A 16,900-nucleotide genomic window follows, 5' to 3' on the forward strand; every position below is an offset into this window, starting at 1 on the left:
CACGACCATGGTGGGCAGTATCACGAAGCTCACCAGGAGTTGGGCAGAACGGATACGAACGAGTTTGTGAGCCCGAAACAGGTCGAGGGCGTCCTCGCCTCATCACAAGTGGAATCCGAATAATCGGTGCAAGCGTCGTCGTGTATATCAGTGAAGCCACTGTGTTGCATAAATGACACGGGAAAGGAAGGTGAAGGATTTGGATGACTAGCATTGCCAACATTCGCATACCGAACCGGTTGCAGGGACCTTGAGACGCACGCAATCGTGTGCAGGGAAAACACAATTTCAACACAGTAGTCTGAGGAGACATCTTGAAGACGAAATATCTTTCGCTGGCCGTCGCGGTCAGCGCACTCGGGGCAAGCGGCGCGCACGCGCAGTCGAGCGTGCAGCTTTATGGGCTGATGGATCTGAGCGTGCCGACTTACCAGTCCCACGCGGATGCCAACGGGAATCACGTCATCGGCATGGGCATTGGGGGAGAGCCGTGGTTTAGCGGCAGCCGCTGGGGCATGAGGGGCGCCGAAGACATTGGCGGCGGCTCGAAGATCATCTTCCGACTGGAGAGCGAATTCGTTGTCGCCAATGGCCAGATGGAAGATCCGGGTCAAATCTTTGACCGCGATGCGTGGGTCGGTATCGAGAACGACACGTTCGGCAAAATTACGGCAGGCTTTCAGAACACCATTGCGCGCGATGCTTCGGCGATCTATGGCGATCCGTATGGCAATGCGCGGCTGACGACGGAAGAGGGCGGCTGGACGAACGCCAACAACTTCAAACAGATGATTTTCTACGCGGCCAGCGCAACCGGCACGCGCTATGAAAACGGCGTCGCATGGAAGAAGCTGTTCGACAATGGCATCTTTGCGAGTGCAGGTTACGCGTTCGGCAACCAGACGAGTTTCGGCACCAATGCGAATTACCAGGTTGCACTGGGCTATAACGGCGGCCCGTTCAGCGCGTCGGGCTTCTATAGCCACGTGAACCGCGAAGGCAACACGAACCAGTCGTTCTCGGTCGGCGGCAACTATGTGTTTGGAATTCTGCGTGCCAACGCCGGCTACTTCCGTTATCTCGGCAATCAGGGCGCGCTGGGTCAGCGTCAGGATAACGCGTGGACCGTGTCGCTCAAGCTGTCGCCGAAGGGTCCGCTCGATTACCAACTCGGCTATCAGCAGATGCGCGTGAAGAATGCCGCGTATAACACCGACGGTGATATTCCGAATGCGAACATCGGCGCATTCGACCCAACCTCGGGCTTGCACGACGGTTGGAAGGAAACGCTGTATTGGTCCGCGTTTTATCATCTGTCAAAGCGCACCGAAGTGTATCTGGCCGGCGACTATATGAGGCTGCATGGCGGCTACACGGTCGGCACCACGTTCGGCGCGACGAACCAGCTCGAACTGACCACGGGTGTGCGTACTCGATTCTGATCGGGAAACACGGACTCGCAGCGCATCCGTTTCGATTGACGTTCTTTAGCTAGCGGTCGCGGACTTTTCCGCGGCCGCTTTTTCATTTCAGCAGGCGAGGGAGAGGCATGTTCAGCAATACGTCTATCAGAACCGCGCTCACCGTGACCATCGCCGGCTACACAGCCGCGTTGATGTTCGTGATCGCGATATCCGTCGCCGGTTTGAAGACCACGAACGGGGCGCTCGAGAAGATGTACGCCGAACAGACCGTTGCGATGCGCCACCTCGCCGCGAGCGGCGAGGCGCTTCAGAACGTGCGCGTCGATCTCGGCGCCTACGAAACGCTCGTGGCACAGGGAAAGCCCACTGATGCGGTGCTCGCTCGCGTCCATGCCGGGCTTGCGGACAGCGATCGCGAACTGGCGGCCTATTTCGCGCAGCCTGCGTCGGACGACGACGAGAAGGCGCTGACCGACGCGCTGCGCGCAAAGCGCGAGCAGTTGCTGAAACAGGTGCTTCTACCTGAAGTCACTGCGCTCGACCAGAACGATTTCATCACCTTCCGGAGCACGGAACGGCAGGCACCCGATGCGGTGTTCAGCGACTATAAGCATGCCGAATCTGCGCTCGAAAACTTCCAGATGAGGCACGAGGAAGCACGCTTTACCTCGGCCCAACAGCACTTCCGTTTACTGTGCTGGGTGTTCGCCGCAATCGGGCTGGTCGCGCTGGTGCTTGGCCTCTGCACGCGCTTCATGGTGAAAGCAGCGATTCTTCGACCTATCGACGCCGTAATCGACCACTTCGAACGAATCGCGGCCGGCGACCTCACGGGACAGATCGGCGGCGTGCGCGCCAACGAAATGGGGCGCCTGATGGCCGCGCTGGCCCGCATGCAGCAGAGTCTCGTTGCCGCGGTCAGTCAGGTTCGTTCCGGCACGGAGGCAATCGCACAGGGTGTGCGAGAGATCGCGAGCGGCAATGCCGATCTGTCGGCGCGCACCGAACAGCAGGCGGCGACGCTGGAGGAGACGGCCGCGAGCATGGAGGAATTGACGGCGACGGTCAGTCAGAACGCCGACAACGCGCGCGAGGCCAACACGCTCGCTGAAAACGCGTCGCGAATCGCGGCACGTGGCGGCGAAGTGGTCGATCAGGTGATCGACCTGATCGCCGACATGTCGTCGGGATCGAACCGGATCGTCGACATTATCGGCGCGATCGAAGGTATCGCCTTTCAGACCAACATACTTGCACTAAATGCCGCCGTGGAAGCCGCGCGAGCCGGCGATGAAGGACGAGGATTCGCCGTGGTGGCGGGTGAAGTGCGTGCGTTGGCGCAGCGCTCGGCGGCCGCCGCGAAAGAGATCAGGGAACTGATCGTCAGTTCGGTGGCGAAGGTCGAGAATGGGTCCGAACTGGCGATACGCGCCGGCGCGACCATGTCGGAGATCGTTGGTGCTGCGCGCAACGTGACCCGTATCGTGAGCGAAATCAGCGTGGCTTCGGAAGAACAGTCACGGGGCATCGAGCAGATCAGCCGCGCGGTCACGCACATGGACAAGGCGACTCAGCAGAATGCCGCGCTCGTCGAGCAGGCTGCGGCTGCCGCGGCATCGCTCGAGGAGCAGGCGGCCGCGCTCGACGGCGCGGTCGCGGTGTTCCGGATGAGCGAGCCGCTCGCGTCTTCCGGCGAGCCAACCGGGAAGCGGCCGGAGCGGGTTGCCGCACTTTCGCCCGCGTGCGCATGACGATGCGCACGCCATCGCAGCGCAACCTGTGCGGCAATTGAAGATCCAACTGCATGACAGTGACGTGCGTGGAGGTGCAACATGGACACTCGAGCGATGCTGCGCCGCATTGCAACCGGTTTGCTTGCCGGCATGGTTCTCTTTGGCTTAAGTGGTTGCAATGCGTTGAGCGGGCCGCCCGCGCCAGAATGGCCGGGTCCTCACGCACCGTATCCGTTCCCCGGCGATGTCCCGCATCGAACGCAGTGATGACGAGCACTGCCAACCTCGGCGCTTGCCTGTCAATGCCCGAGGCCGGGAAACGCAATCCAGTACTGCGGCAGTGTGTTGATGTGCGACGAGCCCGCTTTCAGCCCACAGCGGCCATTCGTGAATTGCTTCAGAATACAAGCCGATGAAGCAACTCCACGGTTTGTACAACCACATTTCACTGAGGCTACCAATGGTTGATTGGTCTGCTATCGCGATCGTCTTTTCCGTGTATGCGGCGGCTGTCGTCATACCCGGGCCGAACTTCGTCGCAGTCACTCACAAGGCGGTCGCCGGCAGACGCTCCGATGCGCTCGCGCTTGTCGCCGGGATCGTGACGGTGAATCTGTTCTGGGCGACTTGTGCCATCCTTGGTATCGGAATGGTGTTCGCTATTTTCCCGTGGCTCGGTGTCGGCGTTAGGCTTGCTGGCGCGGCCTGTCTGATCTGGTTCGGGCTGCGGCTCGTTGTGTCGGCGCGGGCAACCCCCTCGGGAGCACGTCACCCAACGAAGGCGCCTCTGTTTCGTGCCGCGTTCCTGCAAGGCATCGCGACAAATATCGCGAACCCGAAGTCGATCGCCTTTTATGCGGCGGTCTTTTCCTCGGCGGTGCCCACCCACGTTTCCATGCCGACGTTCTTCGCGATGCTTGCTACTGTCGGTGCATCAGCGACGTGCTGGTACGGAGCAGTCGCGCTCGTTCTATCGCACACGGTGATCGCGACGGCGTATCGTCGCGCGAAGGCATGGATTGACCTCACCTGTGGAGGGCTCATGATTGCGCTGGGAATCCGGCAGGCACTTCGTTAACAAAGTGCCCGGCGCAGCCCATCTGAACGGCCGCTCTGCGTGTGGGCGACCGTCCCTGCTATGCGGCTCGCTGCGCTTCGAGCAATTGCGGATATTTGCCCGCGACCTCGCGGAAGATGTCGCTGATCGACTGCCCGCCTGGATCAAGACGGCCGTCGGCTTCCCATGCATCGAACGCGTCGAAGATCTTGTGCTTCAGGAAGTGCCGCCACACGACCGGCACACCGGCCAGGATTTCCGTCAACACCGCGTAGCGCTCGCGCGTCCAGCGCGCTTCATAGGCGGTGCGCGCCGCGCCGTAATCGAAGTGCGCGGCCGGCGTGCGCGGCGCGTTCGCCTGGAGTTCGGTGCGCCGCGCAGCGGTCGCTTCCATATCTACTTCGCCGGCGCGCAGTACGACGCCGTACAGCGCCAGCGCATCCGCTTCGCTCAGATAGCCGCGCGTCACGTCGGTCGCGACCATCCGCGGATCGCGCTCGTACGGGTTGCCATAACCGCCGCCGCCGCAGCCTTCGAGGCGGATCACGTCGCCTGGGTCGCACACGACCAGATCGGTCACGCCAAGGTTCTCTTCCTGCACGGTGCCCGGGTTGCGCGTGAAGCGCGACGTCGATCCCGCCTTGCCGCCGAGCACGCCCCAGGACGCGAAGCGTGAGCGGTCGCGATTGCGCGCGGTCACCAGCGTGCCCGGCGAGAACACGCGGAACTCCATCACGGTGCCGAGTCCGCCGCGATAACGTCCCGCGCCCGCGCTGCCCGGCACCATGCCGTACTTCAGGATGCGGATCGGCACCTCGGCTTCGTTGATCTCGACCGGCGTGTTGCGCAGGAACGCGACGTTGGCGCCTGACGCGTCCGAGCCATCGCCGTTGATCATGCCGCCCGCGCCGCCGCCGACCGGACCGATTGCCGCGATCACGGTGCGTCCGTCGCTATCGACGGTGCGCACGTTCAGAATCGACATGCCGCCGGCCGGGCACGCGGGCAGCCGGTCCGGACAGACCATCGAGAACGCGCCGAACGTGACGTTCTGCGCGACCTTGCAGGTCAGACTGCGCATGCCGACCGCGGCGGGCGGCAGGCAGTTCATGATCGTGCCTTCCGGCAGCACGCAGCGCGCGACCTTCAGCATGCCCGCATTGAGCAGCAGATCCGGGTGCAGCGAATACAGCACGTAATTGAGCCCGACGAGCGCGAGCACGTGCCGCTCCTTGCCACCGGTCGGCATGTTCAGCGACGAATTGAGCTGCGGGTCGCTGCCGGTGAAATCGAGCACCAGCGATTCGCCTTGCACTTTCAGATTCAGCGCGACGCGCAGCGGCTTGCCGTTGACCGCATCCTCGTCGGCGTACTCGGCGAAGAAATATTCGCCATCCGGCATGCCGGCGACGATCGCCCGCGCCTGCTCTTCCGAGTAGTCGATCATCGCGTGCATGCCAGCCTTGAAATCGTCGATGCCGAAGCGTTCGATGATTTCCAGCACACGCCGCTCGCCGGTCATCAGCATCGCGATTTGCGCCTTCAGGTCGCCGCGATTCTGCTCGGCGGCGCGGACGTTGATCGCCATATGGTCGAGCAGCGTCTCGTCGAGCACGCCCGCGCGCACGATCCTGGTCGGCGCCCAGCGAATGCCTTCCTGATAGATCTCGGTCAGCGTGCGCGACAGCGACGCGGGCACCGCGCCACCCATGTCGGTGTTGTGAATGTGGCCGCCGACGTAGCAGACGATCTCGCCGTTGTAGAACACCGGCTTCCACATCATCACGTCGGGGGTGTGCGTGGCGACGTAACCGCTGTACGCGTCGTTGGTCATGCCGATGTCGCCCGGCTCATAGTGATCGATCGCCTCGATCACCGAGCCGAAGTCGAGGCCCGGATACCAGGTCGCGCCGAGCGTTTTCGGCGACGCGAACGTGAGCCCTGCGGGCGTCATGATCGTGCAGGAGAAATCTTCGGTTTCCTTGACGAACGCCGAGTGCGCGGTGCGCATCAGCGTGTGGGCCATGCTTTCCGCGGCCGCGACGCAGTAATTGGCGAAGATCTGTAGAACGGATCGATTGAATGTCATGGTCTAGTCCTTCCGATATCACTGGCGCTTCACTGAGCCGACAGCAGCAGGTTGCCGTATTCGTCGACGATGGCTTCGAAGCCCGGCAGCACGCAGGTCGTCGTGTCGTCCTGCGCGATGATCGCGGGGCCGTGAAAGCGATGACCGGCGAGCAGCACCGAGCGGTGGTACAGCGGCACCTTGCGCCAGGCGCCGTCCAGATACACGTCGATCAGCGCCTCGACGCGCGGCGCGCCTTCGCCGAGCGCGATCTTCGGCATCTCTGGCTTCGGTGTCGGCAGGCTGATCACGAGGCGCAGCGCCACGACCTGCACGGGCGAACTCGCGTCGCTGTGGCCATACAGCCGATGATGCTCGCGGTGGAACGCGGCGCCGATCGTCGCGATGTCGCCGTTGCGAATGGCTTGCGGATCGAGCGGTGTGTCGACTTCGAACGACTGGCCGCGGTAGCGCATCTCGGCCGAGACGAGCATTTCCGCGCCTGCGTCGGAGCCGGTTTCGTTGATGATCCACTCGCGCGCCTGCGCTTCGAGCGTCGCGAGGTCGCCGGCGAGTTTGTCGAGCGAAGCGGCGTCGAGCGGGTAGTAGGTGGTGCGCACGAAGTCGTTCTTCGTATCGGCGATCAGGCCGCCCAGCGCGCTCAGCACGCCCGGCGTGGTGGGCACGATCAGATGGCGCATGTTCAGCGCGCGCGCAAGGAAGCCGCCGAGCATCGGGCCCGCGCCGCCGAACGGCATCAGCGAGAATGCGCGCGGATCGATGCCGAAGCGCGACACGATACGGCTCACGCCGCCGTACATGCCGGACACCGCGACGTCGATGATCGCGGCCGCCGTTCGATGCACGTCGATACCGAGCCGTTGCGCGAGCGGTTCGATCGCGCGGCGGCTCGCTTCGACGTCGACCTGCACCGCGTTATAGCCGAGCGACGCACGGCCCAGCACGCCGATCACCGCGAACGCGTCGGTGATGGTCGGGCGTGTGCCGCCGCGGCCATAGCAGACCGGACCCGGGTTCGAGCCGGCGCTTTCCGGACCGACCTTCAATACGCCGAAATCGTCGACCCATGCGATCGAGCCGCCGCCATCGCCGATCGACGAAACCGACACCGACGGGATATGAATCTGGAAGTCGCCGATGTACTCGCCGGTCGCATACTGCGGTTTGCTATCGACGATCAGCGCGACGTCGGCCGTCGTGCCGCCGATGTCGAGGCTCATGCAGTCCTTGATCTTGCACATGCCGGCCAGATACGACGCGCCGATCACGCCCGCGGCGGTGCCCGACAGGATCATCTGCACGCAATTGCGCTTGCCGTGCTCGGCGCTCATCACGCCGCCATTCGACTTCGTCACTTTCAGGTCCGCGCCGACGCCGCTTTCGGCAAGTGCGGCCTGCAAGCGCGTCAGGTATTGCGACACGCGCGGCTGCACGTAGCCGCCGATCGTCGCGGTGACCGTGCGTTCGTATTCGCGGATGATCGGCCACACTTCGTGCGAACACGATACGAAAAACCCGGGCGCCGCTTTCTCGATGATCGCTTTGACCTGCTGCTCGTGCGCGGGATTGCGATAAGAATGCAGCAGCGAAATCACGACGCCTTCGCAATGCGCCGCCTGCAGCGCTTCGAGCGCGGCGAGCACGCTCGCTTCGTCGATGGGCGCTTCCTCGGTGCCGTCGGGGCGCATACGGCCATCGACGCCAAATACGCGATCGCGCGTGATGAGCGGTTCAGGGCGCCGCGACATCAGGTTGTACATGTCGGGGATCTTCAGGCGCGCGATGTCCAGCACGTCCTCGAAATGGCGCGTCGTGATCAGCGCGAGGCGCAAGCCCTTGCGTTGCACGACCGAGTTCACGCCGACCGTCGTGCCGTGCGTGAAGTACACGACTTCGTGCGGATCGATACCGAAGCGCGCTTTCAGGCCTTGCATGCCGTCGATCACTTCGCTGCCCGGCGAATCCGGCCGCGAGAACACTTTCAGCGTGCGCGTGGTGCGCGTCTCGTCGTCCAGCACGGCGAAGTCCGTAAACGATCCGCCGATATCCACTCCAATTCTCAAGCCCATTGCCGTCCCTTTAGGTAAGCCTCGCGGACCATTCGCGTCTGCGTCGCGTCAACGACTCTGATTCCCACAGCGATTGGTGAATGAAAAAGCAGCCTTTGCACGTCCGGTGATTTGTGCCACAATGCGGCACGATGTTCTCTGATACGGTACAAGTTAGCATGCGATATTTGCGGTCGCAAGGGGATCAAAAGTGAACAGCCTTCTGAAAAGCATCGAAATCATCGAGACGATCGCGCAGCATCAGCCGATCGGCGTCAGCGAACTGTCGAAGCTGCTGAAGATGCCGAAGTCGAGCGTGCAGCGCGTGCTGATGACGTTTCAGGAGGCTGGGTGGCTGAGGCAGGCCGGCAGCGAGTCGACGCGCTGGGAAATCGGCGCGCGGGTGGTCGGCGTGCGGCCGAGTGCGCTGAAGGGCGGCGCGTTGCAGAAGGCCGCGCGTCAGCCGATGCAGGACCTGTGCGATCTCGTCGACGAAACGGTTCATTTGTCGATCCCGGACGGCACCACGGCGATGGTCCTGATCGAGGAAACCGAGTGCAAGCAGGTCGTGCGCACCGCCTACACGATCGGCAGCGTATCGCCATTTCATGCGACCGCGAACGGCCTCGCGGTACTCGCGCACATGAGCGGCGCGCAGGTCGATGCGATCCTCGGCCGCGACCTGCCGAAGTACGGCGAAAACACGCTCAACGACCCCGCGCTGATTCGCGAGGAACTCGAGCGCATTCGCGAACGCGGCTATTCGATGAACCTCGGCCAATACCGCCACGCGATTTACGCGATCGGCGCCCCGGTGTTCGACAGCAACGGCATCGTTGTGGCCAGCGTGTGCTTTTCGATGCCGGGATCGCGCTTCAATCCGGACAACATCGACGAATGGGGCCGCGCGGTCAGACGCACGGCGAACGAGATCAGCGGGGGCAGCCTCGCGTGAATGCGCTCACAGAACAATTCAATGAACTCGAACAGATGACCCGACGCGCAGCGCGGGTCGTCACATCATCTCAGGACTCGCCAGCCGGGTTCCATCGCTAAAGCGCGTCAACCGGTAGGGCTGCATATCGATCCCGGTTGCGTCATTGGTCACGATGCGGCTAACCAGCATGCCGGCTCCCGGTCCCAACCCGAAGCCATGACCGCTGAACCCGGACGCGATCACGAGGCCGGGCGTGCTGTCCACACGCGACATCACCGGCACCAGATCGGGCGTCGTGTCGATTGCGCCGGCCCAAGCATGCGCGACACGCAATCCCGACAGCTCGGGAAACACCGTCGCGACGTTTTCCAGCGCACGGGTCGGCCACTCGGCATCGGGCACAGGATTCAGAACCCGCGTTAGCTCGAACGGCGAGATGTCGTCGTTACGCCAGTCGGCACTCCCTTCGGGGCCGCCAAAGAACGGTTGCGCGATCCGGAACTTGAGCTTCTTGTTGAGTTTGCTGCGGAACATCTTGCGAAACTTGACCGCGTGCCGCAGGTTCTGCGGCGAGATTTCCATGCGTCCGTAGCCGGGGACCGCGATCGTATAGCCGCCGTCGAGCCGCCGCCTCATCGCGAAGTTCGGGCCGGAGAAGCACCCGTCTATCACGGCCGGCGCTTCGGCCGTGCGCAGCGCGGTGCCGATCACGTTGACCGCCGGCAGATCGATGCCATGACGCCGGCAGAAGAGGGCACTCCACGCGCCGCCGGCCAGCACGACGCTGCTCGCGCCGATCAGGCCGCGCTCGGTCCATACACCGGAGACACGGCCCGCGCTGATATCGAGTCCGCGAACCGCGCAGGTCTGATGCACACGCGCGCCGAGCCGTTGCGCGCCTCTCGCAATGGCGGGCGCCGCTTTCGACGGCTCGGCGCGTCCATCGGAATGCGACCACACGCCGCCTGCCCACTTCGCCTGACCATTGGGAACGCGCGCCGCCAGTTCGCGAGCCGACAGCAACTGACTATCGAAGCCGAGCGCACGGGCCTTGCCGAGCCATGTTTCCCATTGCGCGACGTCCGCGGACTGCTCGCTTCCGTACAGGATGCCGGCCCGCCTGAAGCCGATGTCTTCGCCGAGTTCGTCGCTCAACTCGCTCCAGCGCGCGAGGCTTTGCATCGCGAGCGGCAACTCGTGCAGATCGCGGTTCTGCTGACGCACCCAACCCCAGTTGCGTCCCGATTGTTCAGCGCCAATGATGCCTTTCTCGAGCAGCACGACCGATACGCCGCGCCGCGCGAGCTCGTAAGCGGTGCTGACGCCGATAATGCCGCCGCCGATCACCGCGACGTCACAGCGAGCGGGGAATCCGTCGCTATTCGAAACTTCGTCGATTCTTAGCATGTTCGAGCCACCATGATGGATGTGAGCGGCGATTACCGGGTGCGTGTGGCTGCAGTCAAAAGATCACGTAGATCTTGCGCAGCGTTTCGTCGATGTTCCAAAGCCCTTCGGTGTTGGCTTCGAAGAACAGCGTGTCGCCGGCGGCGAAGCGGATCGTGTCTTCTCCGTCGGGTGTGAAGGTGCCGCTGCCCTTGATGAAATGCATGACCTCCGCCTGCTTGACCGAGCGCCTGTAGGTGCCGGGCGAGCACTCGAACAGCCCGGTGTCGACCGCGTCATGACCCGGAATCACGTACTGGCGTCCCGCTACGCGTGACGGCTCGGTGCCGGGCAGGCCGGCGGTTCCCCAATCCTCGAGGGCGGTGACTTCCGCCGCTTGCCTGATCTGCTGGACTTTCATGTGGTTTGTTCCTGTTGGCGTGAGCGCAGGTCGATACGGCGTTCGATCCGGCCTAGCCGGACCACGGTGACGCCGGCGCGCAACTGGCGCAGCGACGGCATCACGAGCATGCAGTCGTCGTACGGCGTCGCGACCGGCTGGCCATCGGCCCAGGCGATCACGGTGCCGGCGTGCTCGAACGTTTCGAGCCCGGTGTAGGGCCCCGCGAAGCGGAAGTCCATGCTCTTTGCAACGACCGGTTCGGTCACGCGGACGATGCGCATTTCATCGGGCAGCGGCCTGATCCAGCCGGACGGCAGATCCGCCGCGTCGACGATGCCCGAGAGCAACAGAAAACGTGCGGTGCAGTCGCGCGCGACCGTCACCGCGCTGGCTTCCCAATGCTGGCCGCATTCGATCAGCAGCGCGTTCTTCGCGCTCGCGTCGTCGCCGAAGCCTTTGTAGTCGCGCATCCGGCGGCCTTCGGGATGGCCTTCGTCCTGGATCACGGTGGCGGGCGCGCCGAGCCGCTCGGCCAGTTCCGCACCTTTGCGCAGCGGGCCGGCGACGATCAGCGGCGCGCTTTTTTCATGCATCGAATGCAGATCGAGCAACAGGTCGACCGTGTCGATCACCGGCCGCATCGCGCGCGCACGATCGAGTTCGGACGAGCGCGCTGTAACGTCGTCGAGTTTCGCGGCGGTCCATACGCGATTGAAGTCCTGATCGACGAAGCGCGCCTTGTCGGGCGTTGCCGGATCGAAACGCGCGTAGGCGGCGACGTTCGCGAACGACAGCGTGAGCTTGCCGCGCCGCGGCCGCAGCCCGCCGCGCAACAACGCGTCGACGGTGATCGCGCCGCACACTTCGTTGCCGTGCGTGAGCGCGTTGATCATCACGTGCGGTCCGGGTTGGCCGGAGTCGAACGTGTGCACGTATGCGATGCCCGTATTGCCTTCGGCGTGCGCCGAGATGTCCGGGAATTCGACTTCGATCGGATAGGCTTGCATGTTTACTCCAGTCCTCCCTGACACAGATACTTGATCGACAGATAGTCATCCAGTCCGTACTTCGATCCTTCGCGACCATAGCCGGATTCCTTCACGCCGCCGAACGGCGCCGCCTCCGAGGCGAGCGCGCCTTCGTTGATGCCGACGATACCCGCCTCCAGCGCGCGCGACACGCGCTCGATACGGCGCATGCTCTCGCTATAGAAATACGACGCGAGCCCGAACGGCGTGTCGTTCGCGGCCTGCACCGCTTCCTGCTCGCTGTCGAACGGGAACAGCGGCACGACCGGGCCGAAGGTTTCCTCGCCGCACAACGCCATCGACGCCGTGGCGTTGCCGAGCACCGTGGGCGCGTAGTAGTGCGGTCCCAGTTCGGTGAGCCGCCGTCCGCCGGTCAGCACGACCGCGCCATTCGCGAGCGCGTCATCGACATGACGCGCGATCTTGTCCACGGCCCGTTCGTTGATCATCGGTCCGATCTGCGAAGCGGGATCGCTCGCGGGGCCAACCCGCAGCTCGGCCACCTTCGCGCACAGCAGCGCGGAGAAATGCTCGTAGACGCCGCGCTGCACGTACACGCGATTCGGGCACACGCAGGTCTGCCCGCCATTGCGGAACTTCGCGGCGAGCAGGCCATTGGCCGCGGCATCGAGGTCGGCGTCGTCGAATACGATGAAGGGCGCATTGCCGCCGAGTTCCAGAGAAAGCTTCTTCAGCGTGCTTGCCGATTCACGCGCGAGGTGCTTGCCGACGAGCGTCGATCCGGTGAACGTGATCTTGCGCACGCGGCTGTCGGCGAGCCATTCGCCGACCGTCTCCGACGCGCCGGCGCGCGAGGCCGAGATCAGGTTGAGCACGCCGGCTGGCACGCCCGCCTCGTGCGCCAGCATCACCAGCGCGATGGCGGTGAGCGGCGTGTCTTCAGCGGGCTTCGCGACGACCGTGCAGCCTGCCGCGAGCGCCGGCGCGATCTTGCGCGCGATCATCGCGAGCGGAAAATTCCACGGCGTGATCGCGGCGACGATGCCGATCGGTTCCTTGATCGCACTCATGCGTTTGCCACGCTGCTGCTGTGGAATCAGATCGCCGTAGATGCGGTTGGCTTCGTCGGCGAACCACGCGACGTACGACGCGCCATAGCTGACCTCGCCGCGCCCTTCGGCGAGCGGCTTGCCCTGTTCGAGCGAAATCAGCGCGCCGAGCGCGTCGCGATTCGCGACGATCAGCGCGTGCCAGCGGTGCAGCACGGCCGCGCGTTCGTTCGCGAGCCTTGCACGCCATGCGGGCAGCGCTTTGGCGGCGGCGTCGGTGGCCGCGCGCGCGTCGCTGGGACCGCTGTCGGCCACCTCGGCGATCAGCTTGCCGGTTGCCGGATCGGTGACTGCGAAGCGGCGGCCGCTCGCGGCCGCGACCCACTCGCCGTTGATGAAGTTGTCCGTGCGGATCAGCGCGCGGGCCTGTTGTTCGAGATTCGTGCTCATCTGGGATCTCCAGTGCGGTTGGCATGCGGCGGCGGAGCGCCCGACACGCGCCGGGCAGGCATGCGGTCTGCGCTGTCAGTGATCGGTGCCTATCGACGGCTCGCGCTGGCGACGCGCGCCGCGATCGCCGCGCCGACTTCCGTGGTCGATGCGCTGCCGCCCAGGTCGCCCGTGCGCGGGCCGTCCTTCAGCACTTGCGTAATCGCGGCGACGATGGCGTCGTGCGCATCGCGCTCGACACCGGTGCTGTTGCCGAGAAAGTCGAGCATCATCGCGGCCGACCAGATCATCGCGACCGGATTGGCGATGCCTTTGCCGGCGATGTCGGGCGCCGAGCCGTGGACCGGCTCGAACAGCGACGGAAAGCGCCGGTCGGGGTTCAGGTTGCCTGACGGCGCAATGCCGATCGTTCCGGTGCACGCCGGACCGAGGTCGGAGAGGATGTCGCCGAACAGGTTCGACGCAACCACCACGTCGAAACGATCGGGGTTCAGCACGAAGCGCGCGCACAGAATGTCGATATGCTGACGGTCCATTTTCACGTCGGGGTAGCGTGCGGCCATTTCATCGGCGCGCGCATCCCACCACGGCATGCTGATCGCGATACCGTTGCTCTTCGTCGCAACCGTGATCTTCTTCGCACGGCGCTGCGCCAGCTCGAACGCGAACTTCATCACGCGCTCGGTGCCGTGGCGCGTGAAGATCGACTGCTGCATCACCACTTCGCGCTCGGTGCCCTCGAACATCGTGCCGCCCACCGACGAATACTCGCCTTCGGTGTTCTCGCGCACGATCATGAAGTCGATATCGCCGGGCTTGCGGTTGGCGAGCGGGCTGGGCACGCCCTCGAACAGGCGAGCGGGGCGCAGGTTCACGTACTGGTCGAATTCGCGGCGGAACTTCAGCAGCGACCCCCACAGCGAAATATGGTCGGGCACCTTGTCGGGCCAGCCGACCGCGCCGAACAGAATCGCATCGCAGTCCTGCAACTGCTGCTTCCAGTCGTCGGGCATCATCTGGCCATATTGCGCGTAGTAGTCGCACGACGCCCATTCGATATGGCGGTAGTCGATGCCGATGTCGAAGCGCTCGCAGGCGGCGTCCAGCACGCGCAGGCCTTCGGGCATCACTTCGGTGCCGATGCCGTCGCCGGGAATGACGGCAATGCGGTATTTGCGGGTCATACGTGTCTCTCCTTGCGTTGATCGCGCGCTGTCTGCCGACGCCGCGCGGATCGCCAATTGAGGGTGCGTTCTGGTGTCGGGCCGTGCATCGGTATCAGTAGCCGCGAGTCCGGTCGATCAGGCCGTTCATGCGCTCACCGGCGCGATGCAGACGCAGGTTTTCCAGCACCGCATCGACAGCCGATTCGGGCCGCGTCGCGCTCGCGATATGCGGCGTGATGCGCACGCGCGGCTGCGTCCACAGCGGATGGTCCGCGGGCAGCGGCTCGGGGTCGGTGACGTCGAGCACCGCGCTATGAATCTGCCCGCTTCGCAGCGCATCGAGCAGATCGCCGCTGACGAGTTGCGCTCCGCGCCCAACGTGCACCAGCGACGCGCCTCGTGGCAGCACGTCGAATAGCCGGCGGCACAGCAGCCCGCGCGTCGCGTCCGTCAGCGGCAGCAGGCAGATCAGCACGTCGGTGCGGGCCAGCATCGCATCGAGCCCGGGCTCGCCCGCATAGCAGGCGACACCATCGATGTCGTGCTGCGAGCGGCTCCAGCCCGCGCAGGCAAAGCCGAACAGCCGCAAACGCTCGAGTACCGCGGTGCCGAGCATGCCGAGGCCGAGCACACCGACGCGGCGCGACGCGGCGGCGCAGAGCGGCAACGGCTGCCAGGCGCGCGCCTGCTGTTGCAACGCGTAGTCGAACAGATCGCGGTGAATCGCCAGCACCGCCTCGGTCACATACTCGACCATGCCTTCGACGATGCCCGGTTCGAGCATGCGCACCACCGGCAGATGCGCTGGAATCTGCGACAGATCGAGTTGATCGACGCCTGCGCCGACCGAGAACACGACTTCGAGATTCGGCAGCGTGAGCGCGAGGTCGCCCGGCTGCCACGCGACCAGATAGCGCACGGCCGCGCGATCGCCGAGGTCCGGCCAGACCCGGAACCGGATCTCGGGCGCGAGCTGCGCGAAGCGCTCGGCCCATAGCGCTCCACGCACCGGATCGGCCTTGTAGAGGACCGTCATCGCCGTTTATGCCATCGCCTGATTGATGATGCCGTACGCGCGCCAGGTCGCGTCGGGGGCCGCCTCGCGCGCGTCGGCAGAAGCGTTGCGCACCATCTTTTCGACCGAATCGACGCGCGTCAGGCCGAGGCTCGTCAGCCAGTCGTTGATGCCGGCGTCACCCGGCACGTCGATCCGCACCAAATCGCCGGCATGCTGCGCGAGCCAGTACGAGATCAGCGCGCGGGCGCGCAGGTCGTCGGCGGAGCGTTGCGCGACGACCGGCCCGATCGAGTAGCCGCGTCCGAACGGGCGGAACAGCGAGAAACCGAGCACTTCGCCGTCGCGTTCGAGCACCACGGCTTGCGAGAATGCGAGCAGCGACGGGATCGTCGCGCTGCGCTCGAGGCCGCTCGCACGCGACGCGATTTCGATCAGGCGGGGCGTGTCCGCGGGCGTCGCCGCGCGCAGATGCTCGCCGGGCGGCGGCGCGACGGCGGCCACGCTGCCAGGCGTTCCCTGATGCTGGGTGAGTCCGCCGCAGGCGACGAAGCCCAGCTTTTCGTAAAGCGGCTTGCCGGCGACCGTTGCATGCAGGAAGGTCACGCGGTTGCCGAGTTCTTCGAGCACCAGTTCCATCAGCTTGCGGCCGATGCCGCGTCCCTGTTCGTCCGGCGACACGATCACGAGGCCCAGCGTGCCCCGGTCGGCGCCGAATTTCCAGCACAGCGCGGTGCCGATCACGGTGCCGTTGTCTTCGGCGACGAAGCCGCATCCGGCGTCGAACATGAAACGCCAGTCCTCGGCGCGGTGCGGCCAACGCACCGCAACGGAGAGGCCATGCGCGGCCGCGATGTCATCGGAGGTGAAACGGCGGTAGCCTGGTGATTTCTTCACTATTTTGGACACTGCAAACTCCTGCTGGCGGCGTGGTCAGCCTAGACTTTCGCATTCCCAGCGCCCGCTTCATAGGACGATCTTTTTGTTATTGGGGCGCGCGCGTGGTCGGGCTCGACTCGCGGCGGCCAGTCACGCGCAACGCAACCGCGCAGGTATTTTGTCGTTCACTCCGATGGTGCTATATTCAATATAATGATGGAAATTGTACGACCGTTCGGTGTGGTGAAGTGGTTGAAGCCTCTTCGCATGCCACG

General features: G+C 64.5%; 13 protein-coding genes. 4 read left to right on the plus strand and 9 right to left on the minus strand.

Annotated features, from left to right (window positions below; translation table 11 throughout):
- Window positions 1-314: 314 nt before the first annotated feature.
- The 3 genes from AB3X96_RS32915 (at window position 315) to AB3X96_RS32925 (ending at window position 4,235) form a co-directional block, all read left to right on the plus strand.
- Window positions 315-1,442 (plus strand): porin, encoded by a 1,128-nt coding sequence (locus tag AB3X96_RS32915; RefSeq protein ID WP_368592942.1) that lies wholly within the window; start codon window positions 315-317, stop codon window positions 1,440-1,442.
- A 107-nt stretch (window positions 1,443-1,549) separates the two neighbouring features.
- Entirely contained in the window at window positions 1,550-3,175 is a 1,626-nt protein-coding gene (locus tag AB3X96_RS32920; protein WP_368592943.1) for a methyl-accepting chemotaxis protein, read from the plus strand.
- A gap of 442 nt (window positions 3,176-3,617) precedes the next feature.
- Window positions 3,618-4,235: a LysE family translocator gene (locus AB3X96_RS32925; RefSeq protein WP_368593027.1), complete on the plus strand. Its 618-nt coding sequence runs from the start codon at window positions 3,618-3,620 to the stop codon at window positions 4,233-4,235.
- A gap of 58 nt (window positions 4,236-4,293) precedes the next feature.
- Here AB3X96_RS32925 and AB3X96_RS32930 read toward each other — a convergent pair whose 3' ends face one another.
- Together AB3X96_RS32930 and AB3X96_RS32935 are read right to left on the minus strand one after the other, a co-directional pair.
- A complete protein-coding gene (locus AB3X96_RS32930; RefSeq protein WP_368592944.1) occupies window positions 4,294-6,303 on the minus strand; it encodes a hydantoinase B/oxoprolinase family protein in 2,010 nt (669 codons plus the stop codon).
- A gap of 29 nt (window positions 6,304-6,332) precedes the next feature.
- Window positions 6,333-8,372 carry a hydantoinase/oxoprolinase family protein gene (locus AB3X96_RS32935; protein WP_368592945.1) on the minus strand — a complete coding sequence of 680 codons (2,040 nt, stop codon included), beginning with the start codon at window positions 8,370-8,372 and terminating at the stop codon, window positions 6,333-6,335.
- Between the two features lie 190 nt (window positions 8,373-8,562).
- On the opposite strand from AB3X96_RS32935, the gene AB3X96_RS32940 reads away from it, so the two are divergent.
- On the plus strand, window positions 8,563-9,306 hold the full coding sequence (locus AB3X96_RS32940) for an IclR family transcriptional regulator (protein ID WP_368592946.1): 744 nt from the start codon (window positions 8,563-8,565) through the stop codon (window positions 9,304-9,306).
- 60 nt (window positions 9,307-9,366) lie between these two features.
- On the opposite strand, the gene AB3X96_RS32945 is transcribed toward AB3X96_RS32940, so the two are convergent.
- The 7 genes from AB3X96_RS32945 to AB3X96_RS32975 form a co-directional block, all read right to left on the minus strand.
- Window positions 9,367-10,695: an NAD(P)/FAD-dependent oxidoreductase gene (locus tag AB3X96_RS32945; protein WP_368592947.1), complete on the minus strand. Its 1,329-nt coding sequence runs from the start codon at window positions 10,693-10,695 to the stop codon at window positions 9,367-9,369.
- 55 nt (window positions 10,696-10,750) lie between these two features.
- On the minus strand, window positions 10,751-11,095 hold the full coding sequence (locus AB3X96_RS32950) for a cupin domain-containing protein (RefSeq protein WP_018435672.1): 345 nt from the start codon (window positions 11,093-11,095) through the stop codon (window positions 10,751-10,753).
- The gene (locus AB3X96_RS32955; protein ID WP_368592948.1) at window positions 11,092-12,084 is read right to left on the minus strand and encodes a M14 family metallopeptidase; all 993 of its coding nucleotides are present in this window, start codon (window positions 12,082-12,084) and stop codon (window positions 11,092-11,094) included. The genes AB3X96_RS32950 and AB3X96_RS32955 overlap by 4 nt, the downstream gene beginning before the upstream one ends.
- 2 nt (window positions 12,085-12,086) lie before the next feature.
- A complete protein-coding gene (locus AB3X96_RS32960; RefSeq protein ID WP_368592949.1) occupies window positions 12,087-13,565 on the minus strand; it encodes an NAD-dependent succinate-semialdehyde dehydrogenase in 1,479 nt (492 codons plus the stop codon).
- Window positions 13,566-13,654: 89 nt separating this feature from the next.
- Window positions 13,655-14,749: a tartrate dehydrogenase gene (locus AB3X96_RS32965; RefSeq protein WP_368592950.1), complete on the minus strand. Its 1,095-nt coding sequence runs from the start codon at window positions 14,747-14,749 to the stop codon at window positions 13,655-13,657.
- A 94-nt stretch (window positions 14,750-14,843) separates the two neighbouring features.
- Window positions 14,844-15,767: a 2-hydroxyacid dehydrogenase gene (locus tag AB3X96_RS32970; RefSeq protein ID WP_368592951.1), complete on the minus strand. Its 924-nt coding sequence runs from the start codon at window positions 15,765-15,767 to the stop codon at window positions 14,844-14,846.
- 6 nt (window positions 15,768-15,773) lie between these two features.
- Window positions 15,774-16,655, minus strand: coding sequence for a GNAT family N-acetyltransferase (locus AB3X96_RS32975; RefSeq protein ID WP_368592952.1), 882 nt, complete (start codon window positions 16,653-16,655; stop codon window positions 15,774-15,776).
- Between the last annotated feature and the right edge of the window lie 245 nt (window positions 16,656-16,900).

The organism is Paraburkholderia sp. BR13439 (genome assembly GCF_040948805.1).
GTDB classification, from domain to species: domain Bacteria; phylum Pseudomonadota; class Gammaproteobacteria; order Burkholderiales; family Burkholderiaceae; genus Paraburkholderia; species Paraburkholderia youngii.